Annotated in this window: 25 protein-coding genes and 1 tRNA gene; 11 read left to right on the forward strand and 15 right to left on the reverse strand. The window is 65.3% G+C overall.

From position 1 onward, the window contains the following. Window positions 1-4: 4 nt before the first annotated feature. Entirely contained in the window at window positions 5-1489 is a 1485-nt protein-coding gene (locus Q8M13_RS17500) for a CYTH and CHAD domain-containing protein (RefSeq protein ID WP_305301394.1), read from the reverse strand. 86 nt (window positions 1490-1575) lie between these two features. Here Q8M13_RS17500 and bioB point away from each other — a divergent pair, with 86 nt between their 5' ends. From bioB to Q8M13_RS17520, 4 genes are all read left to right on the forward strand, one after another. Further along, window positions 1576-2586: a biotin synthase BioB gene (bioB, locus tag Q8M13_RS17505; protein WP_305301396.1), complete on the forward strand. Its 1011-nt coding sequence runs from the start codon at window positions 1576-1578 to the stop codon at window positions 2584-2586. Window positions 2587-2711: 125 nt separating this feature from the next. Beyond that, window positions 2712-3665, forward strand: a complete 954-nt coding sequence (locus tag Q8M13_RS17510) for an ABC transporter ATP-binding protein (protein WP_370870097.1) — start codon at window positions 2712-2714, stop codon at window positions 3663-3665. Beyond that, on the forward strand, window positions 3662-4423 hold the full coding sequence (locus Q8M13_RS17515) for an ABC transporter permease (RefSeq protein WP_305301398.1): 762 nt from the start codon (window positions 3662-3664) through the stop codon (window positions 4421-4423). The genes Q8M13_RS17510 and Q8M13_RS17515 overlap by 4 nt, the downstream gene beginning before the upstream one ends. A gap of 239 nt (window positions 4424-4662) precedes the next feature. After that, window positions 4663-5862, forward strand: coding sequence for an OmpA family protein (locus Q8M13_RS17520; protein WP_305301399.1), 1200 nt, complete (start codon window positions 4663-4665; stop codon window positions 5860-5862). Window positions 5863-5917: 55 nt separating this feature from the next. Here the strand turns inward: Q8M13_RS17520 and Q8M13_RS17525 are convergent, their stop codons facing one another. Genes Q8M13_RS17525 through Q8M13_RS17545 form a run of 5 tightly spaced genes read right to left on the reverse strand, consistent with a single transcriptional unit; the run spans window position 5918 to window position 9391 of the window. Continuing rightward, the gene (locus tag Q8M13_RS17525) at window positions 5918-6190 is read right to left on the reverse strand and encodes an HPr family phosphocarrier protein (protein ID WP_305301400.1); all 273 of its coding nucleotides are present in this window, start codon (window positions 6188-6190) and stop codon (window positions 5918-5920) included. Continuing rightward, complete coding sequence (locus Q8M13_RS17530; protein WP_305301402.1) at window positions 6187-6591, reverse strand: PTS sugar transporter subunit IIA; 405 nt, start codon at window positions 6589-6591, stop codon at window positions 6187-6189. Before Q8M13_RS17530 ends, Q8M13_RS17525 begins: the two co-directional genes overlap by 4 nt. Before the next feature lie 10 nt (window positions 6592-6601). Continuing rightward, window positions 6602-7087, reverse strand: coding sequence for an HPr kinase/phosphorylase (locus Q8M13_RS17535; RefSeq protein ID WP_305301403.1), 486 nt, complete (start codon window positions 7085-7087; stop codon window positions 6602-6604). Further along, window positions 7084-8709, reverse strand: a complete 1626-nt coding sequence (locus tag Q8M13_RS17540) for a stimulus-sensing domain-containing protein (protein WP_305301404.1) — start codon at window positions 8707-8709, stop codon at window positions 7084-7086. Before Q8M13_RS17540 ends, Q8M13_RS17535 begins: the two co-directional genes overlap by 4 nt. Continuing rightward, window positions 8678-9391 (reverse strand): response regulator transcription factor, encoded by a 714-nt coding sequence (locus tag Q8M13_RS17545; RefSeq protein ID WP_305301405.1) that lies wholly within the window; start codon window positions 9389-9391, stop codon window positions 8678-8680. The genes Q8M13_RS17540 and Q8M13_RS17545 overlap by 32 nt, the downstream gene beginning before the upstream one ends. A 248-nt stretch (window positions 9392-9639) precedes the next feature. Between Q8M13_RS17545 and Q8M13_RS17550 the strand changes: the two genes are divergently transcribed. Further along, window positions 9640-11355 (forward strand): hypothetical protein, encoded by a 1716-nt coding sequence (locus tag Q8M13_RS17550; protein WP_305301406.1) that lies wholly within the window; start codon window positions 9640-9642, stop codon window positions 11353-11355. Here the strand turns inward: Q8M13_RS17550 and pseC are convergent. Next, the gene (gene pseC / locus Q8M13_RS17555; RefSeq protein WP_305301407.1) at window positions 11352-12512 is read right to left on the reverse strand and encodes a UDP-4-amino-4,6-dideoxy-N-acetyl-beta-L-altrosamine transaminase; all 1161 of its coding nucleotides are present in this window, start codon (window positions 12510-12512) and stop codon (window positions 11352-11354) included. The two genes, Q8M13_RS17550 and pseC, sit on opposite strands and share 4 nt — an antisense overlap. A 1-nt stretch (window position 12513) precedes the next feature. Continuing rightward, window positions 12514-13572, reverse strand: a complete 1059-nt coding sequence (pseB, locus tag Q8M13_RS17560; protein ID WP_305301408.1) for a UDP-N-acetylglucosamine 4,6-dehydratase (inverting) — start codon at window positions 13570-13572, stop codon at window positions 12514-12516. A gap of 108 nt (window positions 13573-13680) precedes the next feature. Between pseB and Q8M13_RS17565 the strand changes: the two genes are divergently transcribed. Then, window positions 13681-14085 carry a Tat pathway signal protein gene (locus Q8M13_RS17565; RefSeq protein WP_305301409.1) on the forward strand — a complete coding sequence of 135 codons (405 nt, stop codon included), beginning with the start codon at window positions 13681-13683 and terminating at the stop codon, window positions 14083-14085. A 13-nt stretch (window positions 14086-14098) separates the two neighbouring features. Here Q8M13_RS17565 and Q8M13_RS17570 read toward each other — a convergent pair whose 3' ends face one another. From Q8M13_RS17570 to Q8M13_RS17580, 3 genes are read right to left on the reverse strand one after another with little or no spacing between them, the layout of a single operon-like run. Then, window positions 14099-14875, reverse strand: coding sequence for an SDR family oxidoreductase (locus Q8M13_RS17570; protein ID WP_305301410.1), 777 nt, complete (start codon window positions 14873-14875; stop codon window positions 14099-14101). A 9-nt stretch (window positions 14876-14884) separates the two neighbouring features. Continuing rightward, window positions 14885-15193 carry a 4a-hydroxytetrahydrobiopterin dehydratase gene (locus Q8M13_RS17575; protein WP_305301411.1) on the reverse strand — a complete coding sequence of 103 codons (309 nt, stop codon included), beginning with the start codon at window positions 15191-15193 and terminating at the stop codon, window positions 14885-14887. Beyond that, the gene (locus Q8M13_RS17580) at window positions 15190-15849 is read right to left on the reverse strand and encodes an HAD-IA family hydrolase (protein WP_305301412.1); all 660 of its coding nucleotides are present in this window, start codon (window positions 15847-15849) and stop codon (window positions 15190-15192) included. The genes Q8M13_RS17575 and Q8M13_RS17580 overlap by 4 nt, the downstream gene beginning before the upstream one ends. A 101-nt stretch (window positions 15850-15950) precedes the next feature. Between Q8M13_RS17580 and Q8M13_RS17585 the strand changes: the two genes are divergently transcribed. Then, window positions 15951-16316: a VanZ family protein gene (locus tag Q8M13_RS17585; RefSeq protein ID WP_305301413.1), complete on the forward strand. Its 366-nt coding sequence runs from the start codon at window positions 15951-15953 to the stop codon at window positions 16314-16316. Next, a complete protein-coding gene (locus Q8M13_RS17590) occupies window positions 16313-17128 on the forward strand; it encodes a heme-dependent oxidative N-demethylase subunit alpha family protein (RefSeq protein ID WP_305301414.1) in 816 nt (271 codons plus the stop codon). Before Q8M13_RS17585 ends, Q8M13_RS17590 begins: the two co-directional genes overlap by 4 nt. On the opposite strand, the gene Q8M13_RS17595 is transcribed toward Q8M13_RS17590, so the two are convergent. After that, window positions 17125-17826, reverse strand: a complete 702-nt coding sequence (locus tag Q8M13_RS17595) for a response regulator (RefSeq protein ID WP_305301415.1) — start codon at window positions 17824-17826, stop codon at window positions 17125-17127. The two genes, Q8M13_RS17590 and Q8M13_RS17595, sit on opposite strands and share 4 nt — an antisense overlap. Then, a complete protein-coding gene (locus tag Q8M13_RS17600; protein WP_305301416.1) occupies window positions 17823-19319 on the reverse strand; it encodes an ATP-binding protein in 1497 nt (498 codons plus the stop codon). Before Q8M13_RS17600 ends, Q8M13_RS17595 begins: the two co-directional genes overlap by 4 nt. Window positions 19320-19531: 212 nt before the next feature. Between Q8M13_RS17600 and Q8M13_RS17605 the strand changes: the two genes are divergently transcribed. Continuing rightward, window positions 19532-20605: a 2OG-Fe(II) oxygenase gene (locus Q8M13_RS17605; protein ID WP_305301417.1), complete on the forward strand. Its 1074-nt coding sequence runs from the start codon at window positions 19532-19534 to the stop codon at window positions 20603-20605. Window positions 20606-21077: 472 nt separating this feature from the next. Continuing rightward, entirely contained in the window at window positions 21078-21725 is a 648-nt protein-coding gene (locus Q8M13_RS17610) for a PEPxxWA-CTERM sorting domain-containing protein (protein ID WP_305301418.1), read from the forward strand. Window positions 21726-21851: 126 nt separating this feature from the next. On the opposite strand, the gene Q8M13_RS17615 is transcribed toward Q8M13_RS17610, so the two are convergent. Together Q8M13_RS17615 and Q8M13_RS17620 are read right to left on the reverse strand one after the other, a co-directional pair. Continuing rightward, window positions 21852-21928, reverse strand: a tRNA-Arg gene (locus Q8M13_RS17615). A gap of 49 nt (window positions 21929-21977) precedes the next feature. Further along, window positions 21978-22916: an ABC transporter ATP-binding protein gene (locus Q8M13_RS17620; RefSeq protein WP_305301420.1), complete on the reverse strand. Its 939-nt coding sequence runs from the start codon at window positions 22914-22916 to the stop codon at window positions 21978-21980. Window positions 22917-23109: 193 nt separating this feature from the next. Between Q8M13_RS17620 and Q8M13_RS17625 the strand changes: the two genes are divergently transcribed. Continuing rightward, the gene (locus tag Q8M13_RS17625) at window positions 23110-23412 is read left to right on the forward strand and encodes a zinc-finger domain-containing protein (protein WP_370870094.1); all 303 of its coding nucleotides are present in this window, start codon (window positions 23110-23112) and stop codon (window positions 23410-23412) included. Window positions 23413-23466: the final 54 nt, after the last annotated feature.

Raw genomic sequence — 23466 nt, forward strand, 5'->3', positions numbered from 1 at the left:
ATGACTAACCACCCCAGAAGACCGGTGCGGCCGCCACTTGCGCCATCGCCTTGACCGCCGCCTTGGCGGTCTTTGGGCGTTCGGCCTCTCGCAGAGCCAGCAATTGCCCGGCCGCGGCCTGCGCCTTGCCCTTAAGCTTCAGTCGCTCCACCAGGGCCGCGGCCACCGCCGCGTCGTTCATCAGGCCCAGTTGGTCCTGAAGGCGCTTCAACCCCTTGATAAAGGCTTTGGCGGCCGCCGCGTCGAAGAGGGCGGCGAAAGCCTCGGCCGCGTAGCGGAGTTTCTTGGCCGCGATGCGGGCCTCATGTCGACCTGCGTCGTCCTGAGCCTGGAGGTCGGCGCCGCGCTTCAGCAGAGCCTTGCGGCGACGCTCAAGCGCCTTGGCTGCGAACCGTTCGGCCGGCATGTCGCGGCGCTTTGCCGACGCCTTGCCGCCCTGGGTGAGCCAAGCGCCGGTCTCCACCCACGCGGTGGTTTCCAGCACCAGTTCGCGGAACCGCCCCGAGGCCACGGCGGCGCACGCCTTGGCGTGACCCCGCGCGCGGGCCGCCTCGATCGCGGTCAGCAGCGGCGCGAGATCGAGGGCGGGATCATCTAGCGCGGCGGCGTCGGCCGCGAAGACATCGAAATCGCGGGCGTCGTCACAGGCGCCGGCGAGCCACTTCAGTTCGGCGGTGATGTCGTCGGTGCGATCATCGTCGACCAGGTTCTTGAAGGTGGAGATCGTGCTGCGCAGGCGGCGGACGGCCACGCGTAATTGATGAATCGCCTCGACGCTGTCAGCCTCACGCAAGACCACCCCGTTGGCGGCGATCTGCACGAGCGTGTTGCGCGCGATCGCCTGGAAGGCCCCCGCCGCGGTAAGGCCACGCGCCAGCGGCGCCTTGTCGTTACGGCGGGGCGAACGGTCCGTGCCGTCGATCAGGCCCTGCCCCTGCGAGGCCTTGCCGTCGAACGACAGGTAGAGCGGCGCGGTCTTCGAAAGCTCCCGGGCCAGGTCGAACATCGGATCGCAGTCGCCGGCCTTCAGTTCCAGCTCGACTTCGCTGATCCGCCGGGTGCGTTCGCCGGCCTGAACCTCGCCCTCGTCCACCGCCATCTCGATGGTCGCGCCGCCATACTCGAACGTGCGTTGGCGCCGGACGACGCGGACCGTGAAAATCGGGGACAACGTCGCGCGCTTGGCCGCCGGCAAGGCGTCCTTCAACGCGCCCAGCGTCAAATCCAGGCCCTCGCCCTCGATCGGCTTTTCGTGCTCTTCGCGCGCAAAACCGTCGCCTCGCTTGAGAGTCTGCACGCGCTTGGCCCCGCCTTCGCGGATGCGCAGCGAAATTCGCGCTTGGCGCAGGTCGCCCTGCGGGGTGTCGAAATAGGTCGAAACCAGCGTCTTTTCATAGGTTTCGCCCACCGGCGCCGCGGCCAGCACGGCAGCAAGGTCCGCCGGCTCACACAGGAACTTCAACTCGATCTCGTCTTCACCCGCGCTCATGCGCTACACGCTCCCGGCTACGCGCGGCTTGCCTCACCCGAGGGCAGATCGCCCATACTGGTGTCGCTTGTTTGAGGAGGCTCCCCATGAACGCTCCAATCGCCCAAGGTTTCCGTCCTGTCGATCCCGCACAGCCGCGTCATGACTGGACGCTAGCTGAGGTCGAAGCCTTGTTCGAGCTTCCCTTCACCGAACTGGTGTTCCGGGCCGCGGAAACCCACCGCGCCTGGTTCGACCCGACCGAGGTGCAGCTTTCGCAACTGCTGTCGGTCAAGACCGGCGGCTGCGCGGAGAATTGCGGCTATTGCAGCCAATCCCAGCACTTCGAGACCGGGGTGCCGGCCAGCAAGCTGATGGACGCCACCACCGTCATCGCAGCGGCCATGGACGCCAAGGCCGGCGGGGCGCAGCGCTTCTGCATGGGCGCCGCCTGGCGCGACCTGAAGGATCGCGACGTACCCAAGGTCGCCGCCATGATCTCGGGCGTGAAGGCCCTGGGCCTGGAGACCTGCGCCACCCTGGGCATGCTGACCAAGCCGCAGGCCCAGGCGCTCAAGGACGCCGGCCTCGACTACTACAACCACAACCTCGACACCGGCCCGGACTATTACGACAAGGTGGTCACCACCCGCACCTACCAGGACCGGCTCGACACCCTGGAAGCGGTTCGCGAAGTCGGCATGTCGACCTGCTGCGGCGGCATCGTCGGCATGGGCGAGACGCGGACCGACCGCGCCGGCCTGCTGCACGCCCTGGCCACCCTGCCCGCCCATCCGGACAGCCTGCCGATCAACGACCTGATGCCGATCCCCGGCACGCCGCTGGGCGACTCGGAGGCCGTCGACGGTTTTGAGTTCGTTCGCATGATCGCTGTCGCCCGCATCGTATGCCCCAAGACCGTGGTGCGCCTCTCGGCTGGCCGCGAGCACATGAGCCGCGAGCTGCAGGCGCTGTGCTTCATGGCCGGCGCCAACTCGATGTTCATCGGCGGCAAGCTGCTGACCACCTCAAACCCGGACAAGGACACCGACGCAGCCCTGATGGCCGACCTCGGCATGAAGCCGATGACCATGAAGACGGCCACCGTCCCGGCCTAGATCGCGAACGGGCGCGCTCGCGATGCGGGCGCGCCGGCCAGGCCAGAACTTCGTCCCCAGCGAATGTCGGATCGGTGCTCGCCTATTCGTCCTGTGGTCTAGTTTGAGACCTCGCCGGCCCCTATCTGGCGAACACGCCTGAAGGAGCCCGCGTGCAGCCCATAATTTCGGTATCCGGCCTATCCAAGAGCTATGCCGGGGGCTTCCAGGCCCTCAAGAGCGTGGACCTTGAGATCCGCCCCGGCGAGATCTTCGCCCTGCTCGGACCCAATGGGGCGGGCAAGACCACCCTGATCAGCATCGTCTGCGGGATCGTGAATCCCACCGCCGGGAAGGTGCTGGCCGACGGTCACGACATCATCTCCGACTATCGCGCCGCGCGATCCAAGATCGGATTGGTCCCCCAGGAGCTGTCCACCGACGCCTTCGAGAGCGTCTGGGACACGGTGAAATTCAGCCGCGGCCTGTTCGGCAAGCCGCCAAACCCGGCCTATCTTGAAAAGGTCCTGCGCGACCTCTCCCTCTGGGACAAGAAGGACAGCAAGATCATGGCGCTCTCGGGCGGCATGAAACGCCGGGTGATGATCGCCAAGGCTCTCAGCCACGAACCGCGCATCCTGTTCCTCGACGAACCGACCGCCGGCGTCGACGTCGAGCTGCGCCGCGACATGTGGCAGATGGTCCGCGGCCTACGCGAAAGCGGCGTCACCATCATCCTGACCACCCACTACATCGAGGAGGCCGAAGAGATGGCCGACCGGATCGGGGTGATCAGCAAGGGCGAGATCATCCTGGTCGAGGACAAGGACGTCCTGATGCGCAAGCTCGGCAAGAAGCAGCTAACCCTGCATCTGCAGGAGCCGCTGGCGGCCATTCCCGCCGGCCTTGCGGACTATCAGCTCGAACTGGCGGCCGACGGCGCCGAACTCATCTACACCTTCGACGCCCAGGCCCAGGACACCGGCATCGCCGCCCTGCTGCGCCAGCTCGCGAGCCAGGGCGTCGACTTCAAGGACCTCCAGACCCAGGAAAGCTCCCTGGAGGACATCTTCGTCAGCCTGGTGCACGCACGGCCATGAACCTCTACGCCATCAAGGCCATCTATAAGTTCGAACTGGCGCGCACCTGGCGCACCCTGATGCAGTCGATCGCCTCGCCGGTGATCTCGACCTCGCTCTATTTCATCGTCTTCGGGTCGGCCATCGGCTCGAAAATGGTGGAGATCGACGGGATCAGCTACGGCGCCTTCATCGTGCCCGGCCTGATCATGCTGTCGATCCTGACCGAGAGCATCATGAACGCCTCGTTCGGCATCTATATGCCCAAGTTCTCGGGCACGATTTACGAGGTCCTCTCGGCCCCGATCTCGCCCGTAGAGATCGTGGTCGGCTATGTCGGGGCGGCGGCCACCAAGTCGGTGATCCTGGGCCTCATCATCCTGGCCACGGCGCGATTGTTCGTCGACTTCAGCATCCTGCACCCATTCTGGATGATCTCGTTCCTGGTGCTGACCGCGGTCACATTCAGCCTGTTCGGCTTCATGATCGGCGTATGGGCCGACGGCTGGGAGAAGCTGCAGATCGTGCCGATGATGATCGTGACGCCCCTGACCTTCCTTGGCGGGAGCTTCTACTCGATCAGCATGTTGCCCGAGGTCTGGCAGAAGATCGCCCTGTTCAACCCGGTGGTCTATCTGATCTCCGGCTTCCGCTGGAGCTTCTACGGCATCTCAGACGTCGATGTGCGGATCAGTCTCGCGGCGACGTTTGGCTTCATGGTGCTGTGCCTGATCGGCGTTTGGGCCATCTTCCGCACGGGCTACAAGCTGAAGACCTAGAGAAGCTTCGCATTAGAACTTGGCGATTTCGGGCTTTCATAGCCAGGCTTGTTGAGTGCAGTCGACAGACTTGCAACTATTCCGCGCGAGCCTAAAAGGTTGAGGGGCGACTTAGGAGTTTCGCCAACTGTCGGATCGCGTCCCCATAGCGCACCAACCTTTGTACCGGACGATAAGGCCAAGCTTACGAACTGATCAGCGCTGACTGGACACGACCCAACCTCATTGGGAGATCTGTTGTGAGCAACCTTGTCCAGACCGTGATCAACGCCGTGACACCGGACTTGATCACCAAACTCTCCGGCCTTCTTGGGGAGTCTCCAGGCTCCGTCGGCAAAGGCGTCAGCGCCGCAGCCCCCGCGCTGCTCGCAGCAGCCCTTCAACAAAGCTCGACCACCACCGGCGCCAATGGCCTGCTCGACATGATCGGCCAGGTCACTGCCGGCGGCGACATCCTTGAGCGCCTTCCGGCCCTGCTGTCGGACGACACCGCCCGCGCTGGGCTGCTGAGCCAAGGCAAGGGTTTGGCCGACGGCCTGCTCGGCGCCAATAGCGCTGCGGCCGCCAACAGCCTAGCCAGCTTCGCCGGCCTCAAGGGCGGCTCGGCCTCCAGCATCATCGCCCTGGCCGCGCCCTTGGTGATGGGGGCGATCGGCAAGGCGCTCGGCCCGAGCAGGACCGCATCGGGTGTACAAGCCCTGCTCTCGGAACAACGCTCCAGCATCCTCGGCGCGCTGCCTCCGGGACTTGGGTCACTATTTGGCGTCGGCGGCGCGGCCCAGGCGGCGCGCGGAGCCACGGCCGCGGCAGGGACCGCGGCGGCCACTGGTGGCGGCGGATTGATGAAGATCCTGCCCTGGCTGATCGCCGCGGCGGTCGTCCTGGCCCTGATCTTCGGCATGCGCAGCTGCGGCAAGGAAAAGGCCGTCGAACCCGCACCCGTCGTTCCGCCCGTCGCCGAGGCCCCAGTGGTCGTGGCCCCGGTCGTTCCCCCGCCGGAAACGCTCAGCCTGCCCGGCGGGACCACCATTTCGGTCGCGCCCGGCTCCATCGGCTACAGCGTCGCCAAGTTCCTGGATTCCCGGGAGCCTGCGCCGAAGACCTTCATCTTCGACAACCTGAACTTCGACACCGCCTCCAACGCCCTGACGCCGGAAAGCAACGCCACCGTCGATACGCTGGTGGTGATCCTCAAGGCCTATCCGAACGTCCGCGCGCGCGTCGTCGGCTACACCGACAACCAGGGCGACCCGGCCGCGAACAAGACGCTGTCGGATAACCGCGCCGCGACTGTGTCCAAGAAGATCATCGACTCCGGCGTCGCCGCCGACCGCCTGGAAACGGCGGGCATGGGTGATGCCAACCCGGTCGCCGACAACGCGACCGAAGATGGCCGCGCCAAGAATCGGCGGACCGAACTGGTGATTGTCAGGAAGTAAGAGCGTTCAAGACCAGGATCGTCATCGTCGGGGCGCGTCCCCGGCGGTGGCGGCCCTACTCGTCCTCGTCGAAACGGGCAGCGACCAGAGCCGCGAGGGCTTCGACCGCAGGTTCGGCCTCTTTGCCCTCGGCCTCGATATCGATCGCGCTGCCAGGACCGGCCGCCAGCATCATCAGGCCCATGATCGAGCGGGCGTCGACGCTCTGGCCATCCTTGCAGACCTTGACCTCAGCCTCGAACGTGGCGGCCAACTTGACGAACTTCGCCGAGGCCCGCGCATGCAGACCCCGCTTGTTGATGATTTCGACCGTGCGCGTCGCTGTCACTTTTCGCCGGCCAACACGTAGGACGCGACGGAGATGTATTTGCGGCCGGCCTCCTGGGCGCAGGCGACGCAGTCTTCCAGATTTTGGCGCGTGCGAACCGAGGCCAACTTGATCAGCATCGGCAGGTTCAGGCCGGCGATCACTTCGGCGCGGGTCTGCTCCATGACCGAAATGGCCAGGTTCGAAGGGGTGCCGCCGAACATGTCGGTCAGCAGGATAACCCCGGCCCCGGTGTCCACGGCTTCGCACGCCGCCAGGATGTCCTTGCGCCGACGCTCCATGTCATCTTCCGGCCCGATGCAGATGGCGGCCACCGCTGTCTGCGGGCCAACCACATGCTCCATGGCGAAGATGAACTCTTCAGCCAGACGCCCGTGCGTGACGATCACGAGCCCGATCATGCCAACTCTCTCAACGGGAATCCCCACCCGGCCGCGGCGAGACGTCTGCCGCGAGGTCGCCTAGATACGCTCCTTCCGCGCTGCGTCCAAGATGTTGCAGTGCGCGGCGGAGTTTCGCAGGCGCCGAAGCTTCCAATGGATGGATTGAAACGACCGGGATACTCAACCCGACGTAATCGTTGTGCGCGGGATCCGGCAACCGCTCGGCCGGTTCGCACCGGGCCGCCAGCACGATACGGCTGAACGGCAGGGCCTGCTCGGGGCAGATCCCCAGGCCACGCACTTCGATCAAATTGGCGAGGGTCTGGGGCGCACGGCCATAGAGCGCCCCGCCGGAGGCCCAGATCAGCACTCGATCGTCGGCGACCAGCCGAAAACCCTGGTCCAGCATGCGCAAAGCAAGGTCGCTCTTGCCGGCGCCGGATGGGCCTTCGATGAGCACGCCCCGCCAGAAGCCGTCCAGATAGGTCGAGACCAGGCCCGCGTGCAGGATCATCGGCGCGCCTCCGGCAAGGTCACGATGAAGCGGGCGCCCGTCACCTTGCCGCCGTCGTCCTGGCGATTTTCAGCGCGGATCGCCCCACCCTGGGCTTCCACAATCTGGCGCGCGATCGAAAGCCCCAGGCCTGAATTGCCGCCAAACGCCGCACCCTTGGGCCTGGAGGTGTAGAACCGTTCAAAGATTGTCTCGAGATTGTCGGGCGGGATGCCGGGACCATCGTCATCGACGCGCAAGACCGCCTGGCCGCGCCCCCGTTCGAGGTGAACGCGGACCTCGCCGCCCTTCGGGCTGAACGAGCGGGCATTGTCGATCAGGTTCCGCAGGAGCTGCCCCAAAGGCCCCTCGCGACCGGACACCATAATCGGCTCCAAGGCGTCCGGCGCCTCATAGCTGACGGCGACGTCGCCGGGCCGGGCGGTGTCCTGATAGAGCTGGACGACTTCGGAGATCAGGCGGCCAAGATCCACCGCTCTGATGTCCTCGCGAGACAGCTCGGCGTCCAGGCGTGAGGCGTTCGAGATATCGGTCACCAGACGGTCCAGCCGCTGGATGTCGTTTTTCAAGATCGCCAGTAGCCGCTCGCGCGCCGCCGGGTCCTTGACCAGGTCGAGAGTTTCCACCGCCGAGCGCAGCGAAGTCAGCGGATTCTTGATTTCATGGGCGACGTCGGCAGCGAACCGTTCAATGGCGTCCATGCGCTCCGACAGCGCGTGGGTCATGTCTTCCAGTGACCGGGTAAGGTCGCCCAATTCGTCGTCGCGCCGGGCGAGCTGCGGCAGCGAGATCGCCCGCGCCCGTGACATCCGCACCCGGTCGGCCGCCCGCGCCAGCATACGGACCGGCTGGGCGATCAGGTTGTTGAGCAGGATCGAGGACACCAGCGAGACAAAGATCGCGATCAGGATGAACGGAGCCAGGGCCTGGCGTTCGGCGCGGATGATCTCGTCGACGTCGCTGGCCTCCAGGGTCAGGACGCCCAGCACCGCCTGAACGTGCTGGATCGGAATCGAGACCGACACCACACGCTCGCCGTCCTCGGCGCGGCGCATGCCGGCCCAGTGGACCCCATGCAGGGCCTGGTTGACCTCCATCATCAAGGCGCGCTGGGCGGCAGGGGCCACCGGCGGCGGCGGACGGCCCATCTTCAGATCGAGCGAAAGCCCACCGTCGTCGCGCGGCCGGGCCGGCGGCAACACCTTCCACTCCACCCGGTCGGCGACCCAGTAGCTGTCGGCGATCAGGTTGCCCTTGGCGTCGAACAGGCGCGCGCGCTGCGAGCGTGGGTTGGAGAGCATCTGCAGGATCTCGCTGGCGGCCTGCGGATCCAGCTCCGGCGTCGGCTCGCCCACCGTGGCGGCGCGATTGATCACGTTGACGATCAGCTCGCCCTGGGTCGTCAGACTGTCGATGCGCGCGCCCACCAGACCGCGCCGCAGCTCGTTCAACAGCAGGGAGCCGGCGATGATGATCGCCAGCCCCAGTACGTTGAGCAGGATTATGAGCCGCCCCAGGCGCGAGCCTGGCAGCCAACGAAAAAGCGACGGACGGCTTACCCGGCTGGGTTTGCGGGCGTCGGTCTTCGGATCAGGCTTCGCGGTATCTGTATCCGACGCCATACAAGGTTTCGATCGCGTCGAACTCGTTATCGACCTCGCGGAACTTCTTCCGCATGCGCTTGATGTGGCTGTCGATGGTGCGGTCGTCCACATAGACTTGGTCATCGTAGGCCGCGTCCATCAGGTTGTCCCGGCTCTTCACGAAGCCGGGCCGCTGAGCCAAAGATTGCAGCAGCAGGAACTCGGTCACGGTGAGCTTCACCGGCTTGCCGTCCCACAGGCAGTCGTGGCGGGCAGGGTCGAGCGTCAGCTTGCCGCGCTTCAGCGCCTTGCCGGCCTCGCCGGCCGCCCCGGCGGCCGTCGCCGGCTCCTCGCCTTCGATACCAGCGCGGCGCAACACCGCCTTCACCCGCTCGATCAGCAAGCGCTGACTGAAAGGCTTGTGCATGTAGTCGTCGGCGCCCAGGTTGAAGCCGAGGATCTCATCGATCTCCTCGTCCTTCGACGTAAGGATGATCACCGGCATGTCGGACGTCCGACGAAGGCGGCGAAGCACCTCCATCCCGTCCATGCGCGGCATCTTCACATCGAGGATCGCCAGATCGGGCGGTTCGTTCTCAAGCGCCGCCAGTCCGGCAGCGCCGTCATAGTAGGCCTTGACCTCATGGCCATGGCTTTCCAGCGCGAGGCTGACAGAGGTGACGATGTTTTCGTCGTCATCCACCAGGGTGATCTTGGCCATAGGTTCGTGTCGCATCCTTCAGCGAAGCTTGCATAGCTAGTGGTCCGCCAGCATGGCCTCAATGGGGCGATTGAACGACGGACTACGCTCCGAGGAAAGTAATAGTCACGGCAGCGGTTCCAAGAGAAGTTGAGTAACCGCTGCTGAGCCGCCAATCGCCAGGCGAAATAGGCCGTTTCCACGCGGTTTCGATAAAGCGATATTTAAGCCAATTGGCAGAACATGGACGTCCGAAAAGGAGCGTCCGCGTGAACGGCCAACAAGTCCATTACGAACTGTTCATCCGGCGCACGCCGGGCGGCGGTTGGACTCTGGACATGGCCACCGAGAACCGGGCCGCCGCGATCTCCAACGCCGAAGAGCTGATGAGCGCCGGCAAGGTCGCCGCCGTCCGGGTGACGAAGGAGACCCTTCACCCGGAGACCCGCGAGTTTCAATCGGTCACGATCCTGAATCTGGGCGCGACCGAGACGCCCAAGAAGAAGAAGGTTGTCGAGAATCTCGACCCTTTGTGCGTCTCGCCCCAGGACCTCTACACCGTCCACGCCCGCGAGCGGATCGGGCGGCTGCTGGAAGGCTGGCTGGAGCGGAAGGGCGCGACGCCCTTCGAGCTTCTGCATCGCGCCGATTTGGTCGAAGAGCTGGAGGCGTCGGGCACCGACCTGCAGCACGCCATCCAGAAGGTGGCGATCCCCGAGGCCCAGGCCCGCGGCCTGAGCGTCCATGAGGTGATCCGGACGTTCACCACCCTGGTCGAACGCACCATCGACCGCCTGCTGAAGGACTTCCGCAAGGGCGGCATGCCCGACCTCGACAAAGAGGGCTTCGCCCGCGCGGCCGAACGGGTCAGCCGTGATCCTGAACGCGCTTACCTGCTGGGCGCCGGGGTCGCCGTCTGCATCGCCCCGGCTCGGACTTGGCCGGAAAAGATCTCCCGCCTGCTGGATCTGGCTGACGCCGCACCCATCACCGGCCCGCCACGCGGCCTTGCCCTGCAGACCATCGAGCAGCCCCTGGCCGAGATCCTGGGCTCGCGCACCGGTCTCGATCACGTCATCGGCCTGGACCTCGACCTCGGCGGCCAATTGGCCGCCATGACCAGGCTAGCGGCCTGCGACACCATCGACGCCCTGATGCGGATCGAACCCTCGGTGGCCAAGATCATGCCGCCCTTGTCGGAGGCGGCGACCCGGCTCGCCCGCTGGCTGGCGGCCGAGGATTTCCAGAGCGTGCGCGTGGCGATCACCAAGCGGGTGGTTCGCGACCTGAACGGCCCGCGCCGCCTGCGGCCGGGCGACGCCGCCGGTGAAATCGAAGTGATGCGGGGTCTGGCCATGGCGCTGACCGCCGCGGCCGGCAGTCTGCTGCAGCCTGAAGATGTCCAGGCCGCCTTCAGCCAACGCTCGCGCATGCTGGTCACCAGCGACTTCGTGGAGAGCTATCTAGGCGGCGGCGAACGCACCGCCCGCAACGAGGCCGAAGCCCTCATGTGGCTGGTGGAGAATGTCATCGGCGCGGCCAATAAGCGCCAGGCTGGGCGCTATCTGTCGGCCGGCATCTCGGCCCTGCGGTTCGAGAAGGAATTCCGCTACGGCCCTGACACCGCCGCGGTGAAGCTGCAAAAGCTGGCGGCGCTGCAACGGGCCGTGGCGCGCGGCGGTCTTGCGCCGGAGGATTACCTGCCGATCCAAGCCAAGATCGGCGATGTCGGCGGCATGGTGGAGGCCGACGCCCGGTTGGTCCCGACGCTCGCTCGCACCCCGGCGTCTCCAGGGCAGAAGCTGATGCTGATGTTAAAGCTTGCCATAGGCGAGACGGCCCCCAGCGGTCCGGCCGCCGACCGCGCGCGCCAGGAAGCCATGCGGCTCGTCCGCCTCGAAGACACCCGCGCCGATCTGGCCGCCAACCCGGAACGGATGGGCCAGGTGCGCGACCTGATCCAGCAACTCGGCGCGGCCGCCTAGGCGCTCAGAACCTCGCCCAAGGCCGCGATCACCCGGTCAACATCAGCCTCGTCCATCCCAGGATAAAGCGGCAGCGACAGGCAGCTTTCGTACCAGGCGTTCGCGCCAGGCAAGTCCATCGCCCCATATCGCTGGCGGTAATAGGGCTGGGTGTGAACCGGTATGTAGTGAACCTGGGTCCCAACGCCGCGCGCCTTCAACGCATCAACCAGCTGGCGACGCGTCTTGCCGACCGCCTCGAAGTCGATGAGCGCGACCATCAAGTGCAGGACCGGATCGCTCCAATCTGGCCGGGCGGCGGGTCGCAGCAGCGGCGCGAACGCGGCCAATCCATCGTGGTAACGCGCCGCCAGCATCCGCCGGCGCGCCGCGAACTGGTCGAGCTTGGCGAGCTGCGACAGACCCAGCGCGCAGAGGATGTCGGGCAGGCGGTAGTTGAAGCCCACCTCCGGCATCTCGTACCACCAGGGATCGGCGCCCTCGGGCCGGATCATGCCGTGGCTGCGTAGCCGCTTCAGGCGCTCGGCCAGGGCCGGGTCATTGGTGGCGACCATGCCGCCCTCGCCCGTGGCGATGGTCTTCACCGGGTGGAACGAGAAGGTGGCCATCGCCGAATAGGCGCAGTCGCCGACCTGCTGGACGGCGTTTCCAAACCGGAGGGTCGAGCCCAGCGCATGGGGCGCGTCCTCGACCAGCACCGCGCCGGCGACCTGGGCCAAAGCCTTCAGCGCCGGCAGTTCGGCGGTGTCGCCCCGCAAGTGAACGGGCAGGACGGCGCGCAGGCGTCGGTCCCCCACCCGGCTCATAGCTTCGCTCAGCGTATCGGGCGTCATCAGGCCGGTCAGCGGATCGACGTCGGCGAACACCACCTCGGCGCCTACGAAGCGGGCGCAATTGGCGGTGGCCAGGAAGGTGATCGAAGGGGCGATCACCACCTCGCCCGGCTGGATGTCTAGGGCCAGCATGGCCAGGTGCAACGCCGCCGTGCCGTTGGAGCAGGCCACAGCGTGGCCGGCGCCGACCTTTTCGGCGAAGGCGGCTTCGAAGGCCTCGACCCGCGGCCCCGTGGTCAGGAAGTCGCTGCGCAGCGCTTCTGCGACTGCGGCGATGTCATCCTCGTCGATCGACTGACGGCCGTAGGGAAGCATGGCCGCCATTTTAGTCGGTGGCCCGCCGCCGCAGCGGCGCCGGCCCGCCGTCGTGCAGCAGCTCCAGCAGGCCCTGGCCCGACAACCACTCGTCGTTCGTGTCGCTGGCGTAGGAGAACCCCTCGTCAACCAGCGGATAGGTCTCGGCGTAGGGGGTGCGGGAATATTCCACAAAGGCCGGCTCGATGGCGTAGCGATCGCCCAGGTCGACCGTGGTGCGGGCGTCGTCCACCGAGATCATCATCTCGTGCAGCTTTTCGCCGGGCCGAATGCCGATGACCTTGATCGCCAGGTCAGGCGCCATGGCGCTGGCCAGTTCGGTCATCTTCATCGACGGAATCTTGGGCACGAAGATTTCTCCGCCGCGCATGACCTCCAGCGACGACAGCACGAAATCCACGCCCTGGTTCAGGGTGATCCAAAACCGCGTCATCCGCGCGTCGGTGATCGGCAGTTCGCTCGCGCCCTTGCCGATCAGGCGCTGGAACAGCGGAGCCACGGAGCCGCGCGATCCGACCACGTTGCCATAGCGCACCACCGAGAACCGGGTGCCGATATCGCCCGACAGGTTATTGGCCGCGACGAACGTCTTGTCCGAAGCGAGTTTGGTCGCGCCGTAGAGATTGACCGGGTTGCAGGCCTTGTCGGTGGAGAGCGCCACCACCTGCTTCACGCGGTTGTTGAGGCAGGCCCACACCACATTCTCGGCGCCCATGATGTTGGTGTGGATGCATTCGGACGGGTTGTACTCCGCCGCCGGCACCTGCTTCAGGGCCGCGGCATGGATCAGGATATCGACCCCGCGCACGGCCAGCTGCAGCCGCTCACGGTCGCGAACGTCGCCCAGGAAGAAACGCATGCGCGACATGGTCTCCGGGTCGAACTTCTCGGCCAGGTCGATCTGCATCTCGTGCTGTTTCAGCTCATCGCGCGAATAGACGATCAGCTTGCGCGGCTTGGCGCGGGTGAGCACCGTTTCGATGAAGCGTCGTCCGAACGAACCGGTGCCGCCAGTGACCAGGATTACCTTGCCGTCGAGATCGAGAGAATTTGGTGCGAACCGGCCCAAGCGCGGGTGCTCCTCAGAGGACACGAAGCGGAAAATGCGAATCGTCGGCGCACTCTTCGGCTCAGCTCGTAAAGAGACCGCTAACCATGATGTGGCGTGGTGTCGCCCATGCACCGTCGCCGCCTCTTCGCCTTCGCCGCCCTGGTCGCCCTGACGCCGGGCCTGATGGCGGCCGCGCCGGCGAAAGAAGAGAAAAAGAAGGGTGGCGGGGCCAGCTTCCTACAGATCAGCGCGCTAACGGCGACGATCTTGCTGGCCAATGGCCGGCGCGGGGTGCTGACAGTCGAGAGCGGCCTCGATATCCCGAATGAAAAGCTGCGCGCCAAGGCGACCAGCGTGTTGCCGCGCATTCGCGCCGCCTTCGTCCAGAGCCTGCAGATCTACGCCTCCGGCATGTCCCCAGGCCACATTCCCAATGCAGAGATCCTGACCAAGCTGCTGCAACGTGAAGCCGACCGCGTGCTCGGCCAGACCGGCGCCCGCCTGCTGCTCGGCACCATGCTGATCACCTAGCCCGGCTTAAGTCTCACATCGCCGAAATGCCGCCGTCGAGCTTCAGCTCCGCGCCGGTCATGAACTTGCTCTCGTCGGAGGCTAGATAGATCACCGCGCTGGCGATATCGCCGGGCTCGCCAATATGGCCGAGCGGGATTTGGCGGGCCAGCTTGCCATGAGCGACCTCGGTCCCAAATTGCTGGCGCAGCGGATCGAGGATCGGGGTGTCGATGAAGGTCGGATGGATCGAGTTCGATCGGATATCCAGACCCTGCTTGGCGCAATGCAGGGCGATGCCCTTCGACAGCAGCCAGACCCCGGCCTTGGAGGCGTTGTAAACCGGAGAATTGTGGGCGGCGATCAGGCCTGCGATGGACGAGATGTTGATGATCGAGCCCGGCTGGTGGGCGCGCATGTATCTCAGGGCGTGCTTGGTCCCAAGGAACACCGAATCGACATTGACGCTCATGACCAGCTTCCAGTCCTCATAGGACAGCTGCTCGATATTTCCTCCACGGCTGATGCCGGCGTTGTTCACCAGCACTGAGATCCCGCCCATGGCCGCATCGGCCTCCTCCAGGGCGTAAATCCACTGATCCTCTTTGGTTACGTCCAGCGGAAAGGCGAAGGCCGTGTCCTCGCCAAGGGCGGCGTTGATCTCGGCGGCCACCGCCTTCGCGCCGTGGTGATTGATGTCGGCGATCGAGACCTTGGCACCTTCCTGCGCCAGCATGCGCGCCATCGCCGCGCCCAGGCCTTGCGCCCCGCCGGTGACGAAGGCCATTTTGCCCGCGACCCGTCCCGCCATCGCTTCCTCCTAGTCTTTTGCTCCGGCCGCCTCCGCAGCCTGGTTCATGAAGCCGGCCAGGGCGACATCCAGCTCCGTCACCCCGTCGGCGTCATGGGTGGTGAGCGTCACCTCGACCCGGTTGTAGACGTTGAACCATTCCGGATGATGGTCCAACTGCTCGGCGCGGATCGCCACGCGAGTCATGAACCCGAAAGCGGTGTTGAAGTCGGCGAAGCGGAACGTCCGGTGGATGGCCTCGCGCTTCTCGTCGGCCAGTTTCCAGCCCGGCGAGCGGGCCAGGGCTGCGTCGGCGCCGATCCTGGTGGGGCGGGTCACGCCACTACCTCTTCCTCGAAGCTCAGCCCAGTCGCCGCCGACAGTTCCGCCAGGGTCTGATCGACATCGACCACCTTGATCGCCCGCATGCCCAGCGCCGCGGCCGGTTTGCAGTTGATGCCCAGGTCATCGAGATAGACGCAGGTTTCGGGCTTCACACCCAACGCCTCGCACATCATCAGATATATCGCCGGGTCGGGCTTACGGACGCCCGCCTTCGAGCTTTCGATCACATGGTCGAACAAGGGCAGGATCTGGCCCATCGCGCCAGCCGCGCGCTGCGGCTCGTCGGCGCCGGGGCTGTGGTGGCTGACCATGTTGTTGGTGATGCAGCCGACCTTGAAGTGTTGCTTGCAGGCTTTCAGCGCCGCGACCATGCGCGGCCGCACCGCGCCGGAGATCAACGGGAGGACCTCGCGGCCGGGAACCGGGTGACCCAGGGCCGTCGATTCCGCCAAGAACAGCTCGTCAAAGCCCTTGGCGTCGATCTCGTTGCGCTCGAACAAGGCCCAGGCGTTGGAGTCCGGATTGGTGGAGTTCACCTTGCGGATCAGATCCTTGGGCAACCCCTTCTCCGCCTCGTAGCGCGCGAAGGCTTCGAAGGGCGAGGTGGTGAAAACCCCGCCGAAATCCCAGATCACCGCCTCGACCGTCATACATCTAAACCCGTGTTTGAATTTCTGACCGGAAGCTAGTTGGCATTGAGCGACTTTGAAAGTCTCGCCGTCCCGCAAGGCGCTCGCTACTAGTTGGCGCCATGCGTCCACTCTTCTCCTTCATCCCTCGCCCGATCCGCCTTGCAGTGTTCTTCGCGGCGGTGGCGGTGATCCTCTATCTCACCCTTGCGCCCAACGAGGATGTGCCCGGGTCGGGCATGATCTGGGACAAGGCCGCCCACACCATCGCCTATGGCCTGCTGACCCTCGTCGGCCTGTTCATGTCGACCCGGCGCCGCTGGATGGTGGTGCTGGGCGTCTGGTGCCTCGGTGTCGGGGTCGAGATCGCCCAGAGCCTGATGGGCTTTGGCCGGCAGGGCGACTGGCATGACGCCCTGGCCAACTCCATCGGCATCTTCCTGGCCTATGTCCTGTGGGCCATCGCCCGGCGGTTCAAGCCAAAATGATCCCGCGCCACGCCCCCTATGAGGAGAGCGCCGATTTCACCATCGGCCTGAAACCCATCGGCGAGGCGGCGTGGCTGGAAGGTGGCGAAACTGATCCCGCCGCACGCAAGGACCCGTTGTTCGCAACCTGCCGCGAAGTCGTCTGGGGCGAGACGCCGCGATCGCACACCGGCCAGGCAGAGGTGCTGCGGTTGATCGACGAGACGCTGGGGCCCGCGTCGCACCAACCCGACCTGCCGGACCTCTATGCAGCGGCCCGGCGCACACCCGATGACCTTGTGCTGATGGAAAAGCACGACGGCGCCTGGCGCGTCTCGGCCCTGTCGCTTTGCGCGCCCACCTTCTTCACAGCGCATGACGTTCTGGGGCGAAGCTTGGCCGAAATCCATGGCCCGGTGCATGGCTTCGCCGCCCGCTTCCTCGCCCGGGTCGAGCGCATTTTCGAAGGCTTACGCCCTGGCCTGATCCTCGAGCGGCGAAACTGGAGCCTGGTGAATTCAGACCAGTCCTTCACCCCGGACCCGGCGCCGATCCGCGCGCGCATCGGCTCGATCGACCCTGCGGACGCCGGATTCGAACTGTTCGTGCGGGTCGAGCGTCAAACGCTGCGACGACTGCCACAAACCGGTGGGGCGCTCTTCACGATCCGCGTGTGGCTCCATCCATTGGACGACCTGCTGGATGACCCGCCACGGCTGGCGGCTTTCGCCAGGGCTTGGCGCGCCGCGCCCGCCGATTTTCGCGACTACAAGCGGCTTGGCCTCTATGACGATCTGGTCGAGGGCTTCCTCCGCGACCACGGGGCCGGCTAGGCCTCGTCCTCCGGGGTCAGCCGATAGCCGACGCCCGGCTCGGTCAGCAGGATGCGCGGCGTAGAAGGCTCTTCCTCGATCTTCTGCCGAAGCTGGGCGACCAGCACGCGCACAAACTGGGCGTCGACCTGGGCGGCCGGACCCCAGACCGCGGCGATCAACTGGCGATGGGTCACCACCCGCCCGCCGTACCGAGCCAAGGCCTTCAACAGGTCATATTCGCGCGGCGTCAGCCGGACCTCATAGCCCTGAAGAGCGACGCGGCGGGTGGCGAAGTTGACCTCTAGGTCGCCGCTCTTGAAGACCGCATGGGTCGAGAAGCGGCGCTCCCGCCCGCGCAAGGCCGCGCGGATGCGGGCCAGCAGCTCCCCGACCGCGAAGGGCTTGTTGATGAAGTCGTCGGCCCCAAGGTCCAGGGCCGCAATTTTCTCGTGCTCGAGATCGCGAGCCGAGAGCACCAGGATCGGGGTCTCGGACCATTCGCGAATGCGCGAGATCACCTCCTTGCCGTCCATGTCCGGCAGGCCGAGATCGAGGATTACCACGTCGCAGGCTTCACCCGCCAGATAGGCCATCGCCTCGTGGCCGGTCTCAGCCGTCGCCACGGCGTAGCCTGCGGCCGCCAACGCCGGCTTCAGCGCACGAAGAATCTGCTGCTCGTCGTCGACCAGCAGCAGATGGGCCAACACGCCGCTCATGACGGCGCCCCCGGCAGGATAACGCTGACGACAAGGCCCGAATGGCCATCGCCGCGAGGCCGGGCGAAGACCTCGCCGCCCATCGCCTCGACCAGACCCCGGCTGATGGACAGTCCAAGACCGGTGCCCTGTTGGCTTGCCGACGTCGCGGCCGACCGGAAGAACTTGTCGAAAATCATCTGGAGATCAGCTTCCGGCACACCGGGCCCATCGTCGACGACCTCCAGGACGATCTTGCCGCCGACGGACCGCCCCAGGATTTCGATGCGGCCGCCGTTCGGTACGAACCTGACGGCGTTCTCAACGACATTGGCCAAGGCCTGCTCCGTCAGGATCGGATCGCCGAACGCGGCGAGATCGTCGGGGCGGATGCCGCTGACGACTTTGCGGGCGCCGGCTTGGCGCTGAACGCGTTGAACAACGCGGCCGACGACCTCGGCGACGCCGAAGCTGACTCCCTCGATGGTCAGGGCCCCTGATTCCAGCTTGGTCATGTTGAGCAGATTGGCGACGAAGCGGTTCAGGCGCTCGGCTTCTTCCTGAATGGTCAGGGTGAGATCCTCGCGAACCTCGGCGTCGAAGCGGTCCCCAAACTCGCGCAGGCTCGTCACCGAGGCGAGAATCGCCGCCAAGGGCGTTCTCAGATCATGCGAGATGGAGGACAGCAGCGCATTGCGAAGCTGCTCGGTCTGAGCCCGGGCCTGCATCTCGGCCCGCTCGGCGGCGAGGCGGAAGCGCGCGATCGCGGCGCCCGCCATATCAACCAGTACGTAGACCAGCTTCTCGTCGTCCTCCGGACTATCGGTCGGTCGATCATCCAAAGGGGTGACCCGCCAAGCTGCAGCCCCGACCATCACGCCGTCGGCTCGCAGTTGGCGCAGACGCCAGCCGCTCTCCCGCGCCGCAGCCTCGCTGGCTGGCCGTGCGGCGAGCTCGGCCAAGGCCGAAGGGATCGCCAGTCCTGGCGGCCAGCTCCACGACCGGCTGTCATGCAGCACCATGGCTTCGCCACCGCCTGCCTCAGCAATCCTCTGGGCCAGCGCTTGACGAACGGCGTCTTCATTGTCGGAAGAGGAGAACTCCTCGCTGGCCCGGAATAGCGCGCCGGCGGTACGCGCCTGCACCTCCGCGCGCCCCTGCGCCTCGCGGACCCGGCCGGCCAGCCGACCGGTCAACATGGCGACCGCGAGAAACACGGAAAGGACCAGATAGTCTTCGGCCGAGTTCATCGTGAACTCGAAGCGAGGCTCGACCAAATAGATGTCGTAAATGACGAAGGCGGTGGCGGCGGCGAAGTAGGCTGGGCCCGATCCTAAGGTGACCGCGGTGATCAGGACACCGGCCAGGAACACCATGGACAGGCGGTCGGTGTCGAAGAGCCGATAGACGCCCTCGGCGACCAGTGTGGCGCCAACGACAAGACCGAAGGCCGCGGCGTATCGCCAGATTCCGCGCAGAGGCGTGATCCGCCGCATTGTCCATTGCCGCGCCATGCGGATCCTTGCAAAGCCGGTCGCCGGCGGCTCCCGCCTGTCCGTGGGAACCCAGGCTCGATCGGGGAGACGAGCGAGGCCGCCGACACGAACGACGATGGGCCACCCGACCGACCGTTTCAATTATGCCAAGCTTATGCGCCAGGCAGCGCCCGAGGTTATAAACTTCTTATGCTTGCCCCGTTTGGCGCGTCACCGCACCAAACTGGTCCATGAGCCTGATCATTGGCCAAGCCGCGCCTTGGTTCACCGCCCCAACCCCGTCCAACCCGCAGTTCGCGTTTTCCAGCGTGGCCGGTCGATACGTGTTGTTGGCCTTCTTGCCACGCGAGCCGGCGGCGCAAGCCGCCGCGATGGCCCGGCTGGACGCCAGCCACGCGCTGTTTGATCAGACCAACCTGCTCGCCTTTTGCGTCATATGCGATCCGATGGCCTTCAAGGAAGTTCGCGACACGCCGGGCGTCCGCTGGTTCCTCGACGCTGACCGACAGATCAGCCGGGCCTATGGCGCCATCACCAACGAGGGCTTCGATGAGCCAAGGTGGCTGATCCTTGATCCGACCCTGCGCGTTTTTGCGACCGGAAGCATGGCCGAGACCGACCGTATCTTTGGAACCTTGCATCAGTTGCCGCGCCCCGACGGTCACGCCGGCGTTCCCCTGCACGCACCGGTCCTCATCGTTCCGCGCGTGTTCGAGCCGGAGATGTGCCGACGGCTGATCGACTTCTATGACCAGACGGGCGGAAAGCCGTCCGGCGTGATGCGCGAGGTCGGAGGCAAGACCATCGGCGTCCTCGACGACTTCAAGCGGCGCAGCGACGCCACCATCGGAGACGTGGCCTTCCGCGGCGAGCTTCTGCAGCGGATCGAGAAGCGGCTCATCTCGCAGATCGTCCGATCGTTCCAATTCCAGCCGTCACGGATCGAGCGGTATCTCGTCGCCCGCTATGACGGCGAAACCGGGGGATACTTCCGGCCACACCGCGACAACACCACATCGGCGACCGCCCACCGAAAATTCGCCTGCTCGATCAACCTCAACGCCGAGGAGTTCGAGGGCGGCGACCTGCGGTTCCCGGAATTCGGGTCCCGGACGTATCGGCCGCCCACCGGCGGGGCGGTGGTGTTCTCATGCTCGCTGCTGCACGAAGCTACGCCGGTCACGCGCGGCCAGCGCTACGCCTTCCTGCCGTTCTTCTATGACGAGGCCGGAGAGCAGATCCGCCAACGCAATCTGCACAAACTGGTCCTCCCAGATGAGGCGCCGAACCCTCCGGCCGCCTAGCGACCGGCGGCCACGCCAGTTGAGTGGGCTACCCGACACAAAGCAATTGTGGCGAATACATCGCGACGTCTAGGCCAACCAATTGCTCAGCTTGTCACCAATACACTTGGTCACAGGTCGTTTTTCAGTTTTTCCAACGACATGCCAATCAAGCCGGTCGGCGACCTGGGCTCGCTCACGTCTAGCTGGGCGCCCCGAGCGAGATGGCGGAAAAACTGACCGCAGATTCTATGGCTTCGTTACTCGGCACCTTAACCAAACTCGCCTCGCAGGAGATTTTTGCCTGCTCGCGTCAAGAAGTAAACTTCCGAGAACCTAGATCAACTTACTTGTGCTCTTCTCATAAAGTGCGGCCAGAATCTGACCAATCTGAGAAGGTTGATATTTACTTACCAAGCACCTTCGGGTATCGATGTTATCGAAGGCGATCGCGCTCGGCGGGCGTCAGCAAACGAACTGAGGGGCTAACCCTATGAATAAGTTCCTGAAGACGGCAGCGGTCGCTGCTGTCGCAAGTTTTGCAATTTCCGGTTCGGCGAACGCCGCACTGAGCGCCTTTGGTTTCGAGGGTGGCTTGCCAGCCCCTCGCGCGCCGGATTCGGTGCTCTATAACTTCGACGTGCTCGGCGACCTGAGCATGATCGACCCGGGCTACAATCCAGCCCTAGTCGCCATTCACAACACGGGCTCGGACGGCTCCGGCGCTCAGAACCCGTTTTCGAATCCAGCGAACACCCCCTACCTGTCCGTCCTTGGCGGCGGCTCGGCGACGATCACCTTTGACAAACTGATGAAGAGCATCAGCTTCGATTGGGGCTCCATCGATACGTACAACACTCTGACCATCACCCTGGCCGACGGAACCACGCACAATATTATCGGAAACCCGGGTGGCGGCAATCAAACTAGCTCCTCCAATAATGGCCGTTACTATGCGGTCTGGGACGGCGCAAACGCGATCAAGAGCGTCACTTTCGCCTCGAGCTCGAACTCCTTCGAAGTCGACGCCCTGAGCGGCTCGGCGGTTCCGGAACCGGCGACCTGGGCGATGATGATCACGGGCTTCGGCCTTGCTGGCGCGGCGATACGCCGTCGTCGGAATATCCTCGCCGTCGCTTAAGACGATCGAAGATCAAGACTGATCAGCCGGCGAGGCTCAGGCCTCGCCGGCTTTTCTTTGCCTGAACGCGCGGCGCTAGGTCATGCGCTCACTGCGGCGCGAGCCGGTTGATTTTAATGAAAACTCTGGCGCACCCGACACGATTCGAACGTGTGACCTTTGCCTTCGGAGGGCAACGCTCGATCCAGCTGAGCTACGGGTGCGTCTTCAGAGGTTGCGCTGTCTAACTGAAAGCGCGGCGAAACGGAAGGCTTAGGCGCCTGCCGTCGTCAAGGAAACGAACACGTCCTCCAAATCCGGGTCCTCGGTGGAGATATCCTTGATGTGCAGACCAGTGGCGCGGACAGCCGCGAGCACCTGCTCCACGCTGGATTGGCCAGTCCGATAGGTGACCGAAAAGGCCCCGCCGGCGCGCGGGCGAGTTTCGAAGCCGGCCAGCAGCGGCGCCTCGGCCAAGGGCTCCTCAGGCGTCACCACCACATTGCGGGTGTCGAGGCGGCGCAGCAGGCTCGAAGTAGATTCGCAAGCCACCACCTCACCTCGATTGACGATGGCGATCTGGTCGCAAAGCTCCTGGGCCTCTTCGAGATAGTGGGTGGTGAGCACGATGGTCACGCCCTTGCGGTTCAGTTCCAGCACATAGGCCCAGAGCTGACGGCGCAGCTCGACGTCCACCCCGGCGGTTGGCTCGTCGAGGATCAGCACCGGCGGGTTATGGACCATGGCTTTGGCGACCATCAGCCGCCGCTTCATGCCGCCGGACAGCTGACGGACATAGGCCTCGGCCTTGTCACCCAGGCCGAGCGCATTGAGCAGCTCCATCGTCCGGCGCTCCTTGGCGGGCACGCCATACATGCCGGCCTGGACCTCAAGCGACTCGCGAGGGGTGAAGAACGGGTCGGCGGAAATCTCCTGGGGCACCACGCCGATCGCCGCGCGGGCGTCACGCGGCCGGACGTCGATGTCCCGGTCCCAGATCTTCACCGTGCCGCTGGTCTTCTTGGTCAGGCCGGCCAGGGTGTTGATGAAGGTCGATTTGCCGGCGCCATTGGGGCCCAGCAAACCGAAAATCGATCCGCGTGGGATCTTCAGGTTCAACCCGCGCAAGGCATGCATCTCCGGCGAGGTCTTGGTCGCCGGATAGATCTTGACCACGTCTTCGGCTTCGATGGCGAATTCGGGAAGGGTCATGCGTCTCTTTGTACCAAGCGCGACCTCGCCAGGCGAAACCCCCGGCGGGAATTGCAGATAAAGGGGCTGGAACACCGTTTCGATCAATCGAAACGAACAGCGGACCAGGGGCGTGCATTGACGACGAAAGCCGTGGTCGCATACCTAGGCGCGCGCGGAGCATCCGCCAAGCTTCCGCCGCCGGAGAGTTCAAATGGCCCGCAAAGCCCCCGTTCCTGATCAAGGCCGTTCGACCAAGCTGGAGCCGATGCCCGCCAAGGGCGCGCAGGCGTCGCATCTGCCGGCCTCGGAAGTGATCGTCGTACGGTCTGGCCGTGTCGCCTGCGACGGCGTCGGCGGCGCGCTCGGTCACCCGCGCGTCTGGCTGGAGATGGGCGAGGCCTCGTTCGTCGAGTGCCCCTACTGCGATCGCCGCTTCGTCCTGCCCGAAGGCTCCGAGGGGCCCGAGGACGAACGCCTTGCGCCCGGGGTCTATGAGGGCCCGCACGGGCACTAACACCAGGACGTCAACGGCCGTTTTCCGCCAGCACGTCACAGGGGCGCTACCTAT

This window comes from Phenylobacterium sp. (assembly GCF_030681155.1).
Classification (GTDB): domain Bacteria; phylum Pseudomonadota; class Alphaproteobacteria; order Caulobacterales; family Caulobacteraceae; genus Phenylobacterium.